Origin of the sequence: Amycolatopsis nivea (assembly GCF_004522235.1) — a bacterium.
Taxonomy (GTDB): domain Bacteria; phylum Actinomycetota; class Actinomycetes; order Mycobacteriales; family Pseudonocardiaceae; genus Amycolatopsis; species Amycolatopsis nivea.
Genome location: NZ_SDLT01000003.1, coordinates 233,541 through 245,403, shown reverse-complemented (window position 1 = coordinate 245,403; position 11,863 = coordinate 233,541). Strand labels below are relative to the sequence as shown.

Genomic DNA, 11,863 nt, shown 5'->3' with positions numbered 1-11,863 from the left:
CTCGAGACAAAGCGACCCCGGAAATACTGGCGAACCTGAATCACCTGCCCGACCTTGGATCGGATGAATTTTCGAACGAAGTCGGCCGACGGCTGGCGGGCACCATATTCGCCCCGGCAAGAGGCTGCGGCCAAGACAGCCCCGAACGTGGCCGGTCGTCCGCGGCCGCGCGCAAGACCAGTTCCATTTCGAACCGCGCGGCTGGATCGCGCAGCAGCTCGCCGAAGGTCGCCTGCAATTGGCGCATGCGGTACCGCACCGTCTGCGGGTGGACTTGCAGGCGTTCGGCGATCTCGACCACGTTCCCCTGACTGTCGAGCCAAGCGCGCAGCGTTTCGAGCAGACGCTCCTGTTGCTTGTCGGTCATGTCCGCGAGGGGGGCGAAAAGCCGGGTGCGGAGGAGGTCGGTGAGCGCGCCGTCCGAGTGCACCAGCAAGGAAGCGAGATGTTCCTCCGCGCGGAGCACCCGCTCACCAGGGATTCGCCCCCGATCGGCGAGAACCAGCGTCCGGCGTGCCCAGCGCAGGGAATCAGCGAGGCTCGCCAACGGCACACACGGCCCGACGGACAGTCGGCAATTCGGCAGCGCAGCCTGAAGTGTCGCCAGCCGCGCGCCATTGACCGCGCCGGGCACGACGATGCACGGCTCGGCGGAGTCCAGTTCCGCCAGGACGTCCGAGTCCAACGTCGCGTGCCGGCGGGCCCTGCCGTTCAGCGGCGATTGGACGGCAATCGGCGACGCCTGCTCCGGCACGGCCCACCCGGTCAGCTGGGCCAGCTCCGCGATCGCCTTCGGCGGAGCGGCCGGGACCTCCAGCAGGACGCCGAGCAACCGTCGCCGCCAAGTGTCCAATGCGCCGGCGGTGCGAGCTTTCGCCTCTAAATAGCCATCCAGTGCGACCGACGCCAGTTCGTCCATGAACGCCAACATCGCGTCAGCCAGCTGCGACATCACCGCCGACGAAAGGCCAGCCCGCCGTCCGACGCGCATGATCCGGCGCCACGACACGCGCGCGCCGACCCGGTAGGCCGACTGCAGAGTGTCGAGGCTCCGCCCTTCCCGCATCTCGTTCTGCCCGAGCCGATGGTGCACCTCGTGCGACTGTTCCTTCGACGCCCGCGGGTCGGCGATCTGCGCGACGAACAACGTGATCGCATACTCGACGCCCGCGCGGATCGATCTCCCGTACGGACCGTCGAGCGGCCGCGCGTAGGCGGGAATCGTCGCGCGGATTTCGTCGACGATCTCGGCGGACAGGCTCGCCAGCTCGGGCCGCAGGATCTCGGCGAGTTTGCGCGGCAGCGCAGCCGACGGCACAGCGTGATCGAGTCCCCGCTCCACCGACATCGCAGCTCCTTCGCTCCGCCCCGGTTCCCCGACCGCGCCGCGGCGCCGCCGGAAGCCCCCGCATCCATTGAGGGGTGACACCCGACACATCGAAAAACCAACGCCAAACGTGTCACCGCTCCCCGAAGAAACCGATTTCTTGTCACGTTCGTGACAAGTTCACGAGGTCGGAGGGGCACATCGCGACAACACACCACCAGGTGCGCTACGCCATGCCTGCAAACGGGCGAACCTGGACACCTGCCTTCAGCGGCGGCCCGCCGGGTCGCCACAACGACCACAGAGCGTCACACGGCAAAGCCCATGGCCCTCTTGTAGCATGTACTTGATACAAGAGGGAGGGGTCCACGATGCAACTCGACTCGGCGCTCGCCGTCGCGGGCATTACCGGCCTGTTCGGGCTGATCATCCTCGTCGTGTTGTGGCCAGGCGAGAAACAAGGCGCTCGGCTGCTCGCGAAATGGGGCGTGCGGAACCCGACTGCCGACCAGGTGCCGGTAGCCGTGCGCTATCTGCGCCGTCGTCGATTCTGGTATCCGTGGCTGTTCCTCGGTCTCCCCCTCATCCCGGGCGCGACGAATCTCGTCGGAGAACGGACGGCGAACTCGCTCGTGTTCGTGGTGCTGCTCGGCGGGCTCGCCGCCGAAATCCTCGCTCAGCGTCCCTCGCGGGAACCCCGCAGGGAAGCCGTGCTGGCTCCACGCGCCGTACTCGATTTCGCTCCGTTGTGGACGGTCATCGTCTCCGGGCTGGCCACTGTCGCCGCCGTCGTGCATCTCGCCGTTTTGCGGCAATGGGGCCCGCTGGCGGTGACTGTCGGCGCGGCGGCGGTGTCGTGGATCATCGTGCTCCTCGCGGTTCGGCGTCCGGCCGCCGGCGACCCGGAAGTCGACCAGGCACTGCGCGTGCGCAGCGCCCGCGTCGCTCTCGGGCTCGGCACCGGAACGGCTGCCACGCTCGGCTGGACAGTCGGCGACCTCGCCTCGTTCCTCGCGTTCGTGGCCACCGTCGCCGCGTTCCTCGCGATCGTCGGCCCGCCGCCCAAGCAGCGCGCGACAACCACGGCAGCGCGGTAGATGCCGCTGCGAGTAGCAGTCGACGCCGAAAGCGGGGTTCCGCCCTGGCGTCAGGTGCACGACCAGATCATCCGCGCGATCACGACCGGCTCCCTCGTCCGGGACGCCCGTCTGCCGCCGATCCGTCAGCTTTCAAGGGACCTCGGACTCGCCTCCGGGACCGTCGCCCGCGTGTATCGCGAGCTCGAAGCCGCCGGCTGGGTCACCACCGCACGAGCACGCGGAACCGTCGTGACCGGCCCAGCCGAACGACCGGATCCGGGCACGCTGCTTCTCAACGCGGCCGTCGAATACGCCCGGCACAGCCGGGAACTCGGGGTCGCGCCGGACGAAGCCGTCGACGCCGTGCGCGTGGCATTGGCGAGCCTGGACGCACCGTCGCAGTGAATCCGGGCGATCGTCCGGCCGGCGCGGTTTTCGCCGTTCTGTGAACCGTCTTCCGCACGGTCTCGGGCACACCTCCTTCTTGCCCGTGCGTTCCCGTGGTCCACTCACCGGACGAGGCGCAGATCCCGCCGCCTCGGCGCGGAGGTTCAGCCCTCCATCAGCACCCTCCCCACCGCGGCCAGCACGGGTTCCAGCGCGGCGACTTCCGTGCCGACGCATTCCGTGATGCCCGCACCGACGACCTCCATTCCGGAAAGCCCGTCGATTGCTTCAACCAATTCTGCGATCGTGAGCCCGCCGGGCTCCGGATAATTCACTCCGGGGAACTCGCCGGGATCAAGAATGTCCAAATCCACATGCAGATAAACGCGGTCGGCTCCGGCGGTGTTCAGCGCTCCGGCGACATCGTCGGAGCGCACGGCGAGGCCGCCGGCAATGGCTTCCTCTTCCGCGGGGTCGAGCGAGCGGGCGCCGAACAGCACCGCTCGGCCGCGTTCGATCGCCGGACTCGCGGCGAACTCCTTGTCGCCCTCGCCGAGCAACGACCGCAGCACCATGCCGTGATACGCGCCCGACGGCGAGGAATCCGCCGTGTTCAAGTCCGCGTGCGCATCGAACCACGCGACGCCAAGCGTTGCGCCGTAACGGAAACGCGCGACGCCGACCGGGACCAGCTCAACGCCGCAGTCGCCGCCGATCGTGAGCACCGGGCCTTCCGGCGCTTCGAGCGCAGCGAGCTGCAACTGCCGGTTCGTGCCCGTGAGCACGGACCGGTTGGCTATCCCGGCGACGACGTCGGACGCCGCTGCGTCCTGGCGTACGTGGTGCACCGGCTTGCCGAGCACGTGCCCGGCCAGTTCGGAAAGTGCGCGGCAGCCCTCGATCAGCCCCTTCGCCCCGGGGCTGATCGCGCCCTGCCATTGCGGCACCGCGTTGATCAGCATGCATCGACGCTAGCGCGAACACCCCGGAAAAAGCGAGCCGTAAATGGTGCGAGGGGTCCCTTCGCTCCGTTTTGGAGCGAAGAGACCCCTCGCACAGGAAAAAGTGGCGCGGGAGCTGGTTATTCGAGCACGATGAGAAGGTCTCCGCCCTCGACCTGCTGAACGGAGGTGATTGCCAGCCGACCGACTTTGCCCGCCGCCGAAGCGGTGATCGACGCTTCCATCTTCATGGCCTCGATCGTCGCCACGGTCGCCCCTGCCGCCACCTGGTCGCCTTCGGCCACCTGCAGCGTCACCACGCCCGCGAACGGCGCGGCGATCTGCTTCGGGTTGCCCTTCTCGGCCTTTTCGGTGGCCGGGATGTCCGAGGCGATCGACCGGTCCCGGATCTGGATCGGCCGGAGCTGGCCGTTGAGCGTGGACATGACGGTCCGCATGCCGCGTTCGTCGGCCTCGCCGATGGCTTCCAGCTCAATGAGCAGCCGGACGCCGGGCTCGAGGTCCACCGAGTACTCCTCACCCGGGCGCAGACCGTAGAAGAAGTCCTTGCTCGGGAGCACGCTGGTGTCGCCGTAGGCGTCGCGGTGCGCGAGGAATTCCTTGGTGGGCCCGGGGAACAGCAGCCGGTTCAGCGCGCCGCGGCGGTTGTCGGCGAGTTCCTTGTGGTCCTCTTCGGACAGTTCGGCGACCGGTTTGGCCGCCGAACGGCCTTCGAGCGCCTTGGTGCGGAACGGTTCCGGCCAGCCGCCGGGCGGGTCGCCCAGTTCGCCGCGCAGGAAGCCGATCACCGAGTCCGGGATGTCGAACTTGTTCGGCTCCGCCTCGAAGTCCGCCGGGGAAACGCCGGCGCCGACGAGGTGCAGCGCGAGGTCGCCGACCACCTTGGACGAAGGCGTGACCTTCACGAGGTGGCCGAGGATCTTGTCCGCCGCGGCGTACATGGCCTCGATGTCCTCGAACCGGTCGCCGAGGCCCAGCGCGATCGCCTGCGTGCGCAGGTTGGAGAGCTGGCCGCCGGGGATCTCGTGGTCGTAGACGCGCCCGGTGGGCGACGCGAGACCAGCCTCGAACGGGGCGTAGATCTTGCGGACGCTCTCCCAGTACGGCTCCAGGTCGCCGATCGCGTGCAGGTCGAGGCCGGTGCTGCGATCGGAGTGGTCGGTGGCCGCGACGATCGAGCCGAGCGACGGCTGCGACGTGGTGCCCGCCATCGACGACACGGCGCCGTCCACCGCGTCGGCACCCGCCTGGATGGCGGCCAGGTAGGTGGCAAGCTGACCGCCGGCGGTGTCGTGCGTGTGGATGTGCACCGGAAGGTCGAATTCCTTGCGCAGCGCGGTCACCAGCCGAGCCGCGGCGGGCGCGCGGAGCAGGCCGGCCATGTCCTTGATGGCCAGCACGTGCGCCCCGGCTCCGACGATCTGCTCGGCGAGCTTGAGGTAGTAGTCGAGCGTGTAGAGCTTTTCGTTCGGATCCGACAGATCGGAGGTGTAGCAGAGCGCGACCTCGGCGACCGCGGTGCCGGTGGCGCGGACGGCTTCGATGGCCGGCCGCATCTGCTCGACGTCGTTGAGGGCGTCGAAGATGCGGAAGATGTCGATGCCGGTCGCGGTGGCCTCCTCGACGAAGGCCGTGGTGACCTCGGTCGGGTAAGGCGTGTAGCCGACGGTGTTGCGACCGCGCAGAAGCATCTGCAGGCAGATGTTCGGCACGGCTTTGCGCAGCTGCTCCAGGCGTTCCCACGGGTCCTCGGCGAGGAATCGCAGCGCGACGTCGTAGGTCGCGCCGCCCCAGCACTCCAGGGACAGCAGCTGCGGCACCGTCGCGGCGACGACCGGGGCGACGGCGAGCAGATCCTTCGTCCGGACGCGCGTCGCGAGCAGCGACTGGTGCGCGTCGCGGAAGGTGGTGTCGGTGACGCCGAGCTGCGGAGTTTCCCGCAGCCAGCGCGCGAATCCCTCCGGGCCGAGTTGGGTCAGCTTCTGCTTGGAGCCGTCCGGCGGGACGAGATCCGCGGGCAGCTTCGGCAGCTTCGTCGCGGCCTCGGGAGTGCGCGGACGCTCGCCGTGCGGACGGTTCACCGTCTGGTCGGCGAGGTAGGTCAGCAGGCGCGTGCCGCGGTCGGCGGAGTGCCGTGCGGTCAGCAGGTGCGGCCGTTCCTCGATGAACGACGTGGTGACGTTGCCCTCGCGGAAGTCCGGGTCGTCCAGCACCGCCTGGAGGAACGGGATGTTCGTCGCCACGCCGCGGATCCGGAACTCGGCGACCGCGCGGCGGGCGCGGCCGACCGCGGTGCGGAAATCGCGGCCGCGGCAGGTGAGTTTCACCAGCAGCGAGTCGAAGTGGGCGCTGATCTCGGTGCCGGAGAACGCGGTTCCGCCGTCGAGCCGGATGCCCGAGCCGCCCGGCGAGCGGTAGGCGCTGATCATGCCGATGTCCGGCCGGAAACCGTTGGCCGGGTCCTCGGTCGTGATGCGGCACTGGAGCGCGGCGCCGCGCAGGTAGATCTTGTCCTGCGACAGGCCGAGGTCGGCGAGGGTCTCCCCGGAGGCGATCCGCAGCTGGGACTGCACGAGGTCGACGTCAGTGACCTCTTCGGTGACCGTGTGCTCGACCTGGATGCGCGGGTTCATCTCGATGAACACGTGCTTGCCTTCGCGGTCCAGCAGGAATTCGACGGTGCCCGCGTTGCGGTAGCCGATCTGCCGGGCGAATTTCACGGCGTCGGCGCAGATGCGGTCGCGCAGTTCCGGGTCGAGGTTCGGCGCGGGGGCCAGCTCGACGACCTTCTGGTGGCGGCGCTGCACCGAACAGTCGCGCTCGAAGAGGTGGATCACGTTGCCCTCGCCGTCGGCGAGGATCTGGACCTCGATGTGCCGCGGCTCGACCACGGCCTTCTCCAGGAACACGGTCGGGTCGCCGAACGCGGATTCGGCCTCGCGCGCGGCGGCCTCGATCGACTCGCGCAGCTGAGCCGGGTCCTCGACGCGGCGCATGCCCCGGCCGCCGCCGCCGGCGACCGCCTTGACGAACACCGGGAAGCCGAGTTCGTCGGCCGCCGCGACCAGTTCGTCGACGTTGCTGGACGGCTCCGACGAGCCGAGCACCGGGACCCCGGCCTCGCGCGCCGCCTTGACCGCACGCGCCTTGTTGCCGGTCAGTTCGAGGATTTCGGCGCTCGGGCCGACGAAGGTGATCCCCGCTTCTTCGCAGGCCATGGCCAGGTCGGGGTTCTCCGACAGGAAGCCATAGCCCGGATAGACCGCGTCCGCGCCCGCCTTCTTGGCGGCCTTGACGATCTCCTCGACCGACAGATAGGCGCGGACCGGATGGCCCGGTTCGCCGATCTCGTAGGCCTCGTCGGCCTTCAGCCGGTGCAGCGAGTTGCGGTCTTCGTGCGGAAACACGGCGACTGTGCCCGCGCCCAGTTCGTAACCTGCGCGGAACGCCCGGATCGCGATTTCGCCGCGATTGGCCACCAGCACTTTGCGGAACATGCCCGGTCCTTCCCTTTTCGGATCGGTATCGAAGGCACGTTACCCGGTTCGTCCCGCGGTGCGGGAGCCGTAGTCCAAGTGATGGACATCATGCACGCCGACCTGCATGCATGATGCTGGTCGGGCCGCGGCGCCGCAACCGTCAGGGCGTTCCCGCAGGCAGTGTGCACAGCAGCCGATTCGCGGTTCCGGAGGGCGCATTCTTGACCACGTTCTGCGTTGCGTCCTGCACAATTGCTTCGCCGACCGCATTGGGCGCGGCGTCGGGATGTGCGGACCGGTAGAGGGTCACCGCGCCAGCGGCCACCGCGGCGGCCATCGCTGTGCCGGACAAGGTCCCGACGTCGGCCGTTCCGGCGATCGGCGCGGGAATGTCGACGCCCGGTGCGTACAGGTCGAGCGACGTGCCGAAGTTCGAGAACGGCGCGACCTGGTCCTGGACGTCGGTCGCGCCGACGGTGAGCGCTTCCGGCACTCGCGCGGGCGAGGTCTGACTGGCGTCGGTGCTGCCCTCCCCCGCCGGAAGCACGATCGGCATCACCGCGGCGACTCCCTTGACCGCGTTGTCGAGCTGCTCGTTCGGCACGCCGCCGATGCCCAGCACCGCGACCGCTGGTTGGTGTGCGTTCTGGGCGACCCAGTTCAGCCCGGCGATGATCGTGTCGGTCGCGCCGCCGCCTGCTTTGTCGAGCACTCGGACCGGGAAGATCTGCGCGCCCTTCGCGACGCCGTAGCTGTGTCCCGCAACGATTCCCGCGACGCGGGTGCCATGGCCGTTGGTGTCCGACGTGTCCGTGCCAGTGGTGAGGAAATCCTTGCCGGGCAGGACCCGGCCCTGCAGATCCGGGTGTTTGGCGTCGACGCCGCTGTCGATCACGTAGACGGTGACGCCGGAGCCGTCCGAGTCGTAGTGGTACTTCTGATCGAGTCCGGTTCGCTGGTCGATCCGGTCGAGCGCCCAGCTCGGCGGGTTGTCCTGCGTCCCGCTCGCCGCCAGCGCGGCCGGTTGCACCCCGGCGACCAGCAGGAATGTCAGAGTTGCCGAAAAAAGGCCACGCGCCGCTCGGTTCCGCATGCCTGCGGTCGTATCCCGGTGGACATTCGGCGGCAACTCGACGTCACACGATGGGCTGGTCCCCGTCCAGCAGCCGCCCGCCCCGACGCACTGATAGGTAAAAGGCAAGGGGGACGATGCACGGCACCTATCTCGCCGTTAAGAGGCAAACTGCTGTCCGACCGACGCGTTTCGCCGCTCCGTGGCCAACGGTTGACCGGCTGAGAGCTTTAGCCGCTAGCCGGCCAACCGTTGGCAGACCGACAATTACTTCTCCGCCGGGACGTGCGCGCTCACCGACATCGTCGGCAAGTAGACCAGCGCGTCGAAGGCTTGCACGACGTCGACCTTCGTGAACATGTGCGCGTGCCGCACGCTCGACGGTCCGGTCAGGCCCTGCGCCCGGTCTTGCCGCAAATCGACCACGCACGGATCCGCACCGGCCAATGCCGCTTCGACACTGCCCTCGGCGGGTGGCTCCAACTCCTGCGCGTAGACCCGGAAGCCGAGCCGCTCGCTCTCGTCCGGTTCGAGGCCGGTGGTCGTACCGGTGCCCGCGGTGAGGCCGAGGGCGAAGTAATCGTCGCCGAACTCCTCGGCGAGGTGGGTGCCCGCGGAAGGGAACGTCATGGTCGGCAAAGCGGCGAACGGCACTCGCTGCAGGTGTCCGTTGTGGACCATCAGCACGATCTTCTCGCCTTCGCCGTACAGCTTGCGAAGCAGCTTCACGGTTGCGGCCATGTACGTGTCGCGAGACGACCCCTGGAGCGACGGTGCCGTTCCCGACATCATGGCGCTCAACTCGCGCAGGTACGCGTCTACGCGAAGCGCGCCGACCGCGTGGTGCTCGGCGATCGCATACCGGCCTGGCTCGCTCCGTTGCCGATAAACTGGCGAAAGAGAACAAAGGTGCGCGACGAGAGTCGTCAACGCGGCCGTGGCTGCGTCCCGGTCCGCAGCGGTCATTGCCGCATAACGGCCAGGCGCGACCGCGCTGCTGACCGCCGAGTACGGCTCGGACGCGGCGATCGCGGCGTCGACCAGCGGAAGAACCTCCGGATCGACCTCCTCCACGAAGCCGCGGACAATCTTCAACGCCGGCTGCGGCGAACCGCTCGAACTGGGCAGGTCGAGTCCGGAGAAACGGACGCCGCCGTGGCTGCGCATCCACGTCAGCATCTCGTGCACCTCGGCCGACTCGCCGAGGGAAAAGGTGAATCCTTCTCGCCCGACCTCAGCGACCGTGCCGGGGCCGCCGTCGAGCCACTGCTGCACCAGGTCGCCCTCGGCGAAGCCTGATTCGAAGCCGAGCACCGTGAACCCGTGGTCCTCGACGAGGCGGCGGAGCAACCGGTCGCGGAGTTCGCCGAACTCGCGGATGTGGTGGTTGTTCTCGCCGATCGCGACGATGCGCGCGTCGCCGATCAAGCTGGTGATCGAGGCGACGTCGCCGTCCAGCGGCGAACGGGTGCTCAGCGGTGTCATACTGAGGACACTAATGCAACAGGGGTAGCGATTGGCCACTGAGGTACCCGGGACCAGCAGGCCGGGCGGGCGCACGGAACGCACGCGCGTCGCCGTTTTGCGGGCAACGCTCGATCTGCTGGCGGAGGTCGGTTTCCCGGATCTGACGGTCGAGGCTGTCGCCGAACGGTCGGGCGTGCACAAGACCACGGTTTACCGGCGATGGGAGTCGCGCGAAGGACTGGTCGCGGCCGCACTGCGGTTCGGCACCGGCGAACCGTGGAGCCCGGCGGACACCGGTTCGCTTGTCGCCGATTTGCGGCGAATGGCGTTGGACGTGGTGCACATATTGACCACCCCCGGGCAACGCGAGCTGCCGACCGCCGCGGTGCTGGCGGCCTTCCACTCGGAACGGGCGGCCGAGGCGTTGCGGGACTTCTATCAGGATCGGCATGCCCGGGCCGCGGTGATCGTGGAGCGGGCGGTGGCGCGTGGGGAGGTGCCAGCCGACACGGACCCAGACGAGGTGACGCGGACGGTGTGCGGGCCGGTGTTCTACCGGTTGTTCGTGTCGCGGGAACCGGTGTCGGAGGAGACGGCTGAGATCGCGGCGGAGGCTGGGGCCGCGGCTGCCCGAGCGGGGGTGTTGTGCAGGCGGTTGCCGGGCGATGGCGACCGGGGTTGATTCCGAGGTGTGGGCTTTGTTGCCGGAAAACGGCGACGGGTGGAGGGCGCCGCTGGATTGGGTGGTTTGGCCGCGGAACGGCGAAAGCATAGTGCGGCTGAGCTATGGGCTGGCTCGATGCTCTCGGCGAAGCTGGGACGACGCAGGCGAAGCCGGGCGGCGGGAAGAGAGGCACGGTCGGTGATTCGGTTCTGCTTTCGCCGCTGAACGGCGAAAGCAGGGTACGGCCGTTCGACGGTCCCGGCGAAGCGGGGCAAGCCAGGCGTCGGGCACCAGACGACGGGCGGAGAAGAGCGGTTGGCGGGTCGGCTCTGGTTTCGCCGCAAAAGGGCGAAAGCAGAGTGCGGCTCAGGGACGGGCTGGCTCAACGTTCGCAGCAAAGCGGGGACGAACCAGGCGAAACCGGGCACCGGGCACCGGGCACCGGGCACCGGGCACCGGGCACCGGGCACCGGGCACCGGGCACCGGGCACCGGGCACCGGGCGCCGGGCACCGGGCGCCGGGCACCGGGCACCGGGCACCGGGCACCGGGCACCGGGCACCGGGCACCGGGCACCGGGCACCGGGCACCGGGCACCGGGCACCGGGCGATGGTCGCCAACGAGCGGCATGCGGAGCGACCCTGACGGGCGAGATGTGCAGGAAGTCGCCGTCAAAGCGGCAACGCACGATGAGAGATCGCAGCCAGGCTGAGCAGGCAATCGCCACTCAACGGCAACAGCCCGAACAGCAACAGGCCGAGCTAGCTGCCGAGCAACCCGACGCGCGTTGCCGCCAAACGGCGACAAGCGCGAACGGCAGGGAGCAGAGGCAAGCAGTCGCCACTAAACGGCAACAACCGGAGCTCGCTCAAAGAAGCACGACTACCCCAACGGCAGCCGGTACCGGACCTCCTCCAAGGTCACCGCTCCGTCGGACACCGATTCCACCTTGGTCTTTCCGTCCGCAACCCACCCGGCCCGTTCGTAGAACTTCCGGGCCTGGGTATTAGTCGAGAGCACCCACAGTGTCGCCGACTCGAACTGGGACGACAGGCCGCGTACGCACTCCTCGTGCAGGGCTCGGCCCATCCCCTGGCCCCACTCGGACGGGAGGAGGTAGATCGACGACAGTTCGCCCGTCTCAGGGGTGGCGTCGTCGTCTCGGCTGGGGCCGAAGACCGCGAAACCGGTGATCTTCTCGCCGGTGCTTGCGGTCAGGACGGTGTGCGGGCGGGAAGCGTCCGCGAGGCTCGAAGCCCAGAACTGTTCCCGTGTCTCGACCGACAGGCCGGACAGGAACTCGTCCGGCAGCAAACCCGCGTAAGCCGCTTGCCAGGAGCCGACGTGGACGGCTGCGATGTCTGCCGCGTCTTCCGGGGTCGCGGGGCGGATGACCAGGTCGGGCACCATTCCTCCAGAGGATCGG

9 protein-coding genes are annotated in these 11,863 nt (G+C 68.8%); 3 read left to right on the top strand and 6 right to left on the bottom strand.

The features are described from left to right. Positions 1-40: 40 nt before the first annotated feature. The gene (locus tag EIZ44_RS05115) at positions 41-1,348 is read right to left on the bottom strand and encodes a PucR family transcriptional regulator (RefSeq protein WP_134727850.1); all 1,308 of its coding nucleotides are present in this window, start codon (positions 1,346-1,348) and stop codon (positions 41-43) included. Between the two features lie 350 nt (positions 1,349-1,698). Here EIZ44_RS05115 and EIZ44_RS05110 point away from each other — a divergent pair, with 350 nt between their 5' ends. Both EIZ44_RS05110 and EIZ44_RS05105 read left to right on the top strand, forming a co-directional pair. Beyond that, positions 1,699-2,424 carry a hypothetical protein gene (locus EIZ44_RS05110; protein WP_037811688.1) on the top strand — a complete coding sequence of 242 codons (726 nt, stop codon included), beginning with the start codon at positions 1,699-1,701 and terminating at the stop codon, positions 2,422-2,424. Further along, complete coding sequence (locus tag EIZ44_RS05105) at positions 2,425-2,811, top strand: GntR family transcriptional regulator (RefSeq protein WP_134727849.1); 387 nt, start codon at positions 2,425-2,427, stop codon at positions 2,809-2,811. Positions 2,812-2,957: 146 nt separating this feature from the next. Here the strand turns inward: EIZ44_RS05105 and EIZ44_RS05100 are convergent, their stop codons facing one another. The 4 genes from EIZ44_RS05100 to EIZ44_RS05085 all read right to left on the bottom strand — a co-directional run bounded on the left by EIZ44_RS05100 (position 2,958) and on the right by EIZ44_RS05085 (position 9,791). After that, positions 2,958-3,755 carry an arginase family protein gene (locus EIZ44_RS05100; protein ID WP_134727848.1) on the bottom strand — a complete coding sequence of 266 codons (798 nt, stop codon included), beginning with the start codon at positions 3,753-3,755 and terminating at the stop codon, positions 2,958-2,960. Between the two features lie 119 nt (positions 3,756-3,874). Continuing rightward, positions 3,875-7,252 carry a pyruvate carboxylase gene (locus EIZ44_RS05095; protein ID WP_134727847.1) on the bottom strand — a complete coding sequence of 1,126 codons (3,378 nt, stop codon included), beginning with the start codon at positions 7,250-7,252 and terminating at the stop codon, positions 3,875-3,877. A 142-nt stretch (positions 7,253-7,394) separates the two neighbouring features. Continuing rightward, the gene (locus EIZ44_RS05090) at positions 7,395-8,327 is read right to left on the bottom strand and encodes a S8 family peptidase (protein ID WP_107051010.1); all 933 of its coding nucleotides are present in this window, start codon (positions 8,325-8,327) and stop codon (positions 7,395-7,397) included. 246 nt (positions 8,328-8,573) lie between these two features. Then, the gene (locus EIZ44_RS05085; protein WP_134665525.1) at positions 8,574-9,791 is read right to left on the bottom strand and encodes an erythromycin esterase family protein; all 1,218 of its coding nucleotides are present in this window, start codon (positions 9,789-9,791) and stop codon (positions 8,574-8,576) included. Positions 9,792-9,822: 31 nt separating this feature from the next. Here EIZ44_RS05085 and EIZ44_RS05080 point away from each other — a divergent pair, with 31 nt between their 5' ends. After that, positions 9,823-10,455 (top strand): TetR/AcrR family transcriptional regulator, encoded by a 633-nt coding sequence (locus tag EIZ44_RS05080; RefSeq protein WP_037811695.1) that lies wholly within the window; start codon positions 9,823-9,825, stop codon positions 10,453-10,455. Between the two features lie 864 nt (positions 10,456-11,319). Here the strand turns inward: EIZ44_RS05080 and EIZ44_RS05075 are convergent. After that, positions 11,320-11,847, bottom strand: a complete 528-nt coding sequence (locus EIZ44_RS05075) for a GNAT family N-acetyltransferase (protein WP_134727846.1) — start codon at positions 11,845-11,847, stop codon at positions 11,320-11,322. Between the last annotated feature and the right edge of the window lie 16 nt (positions 11,848-11,863).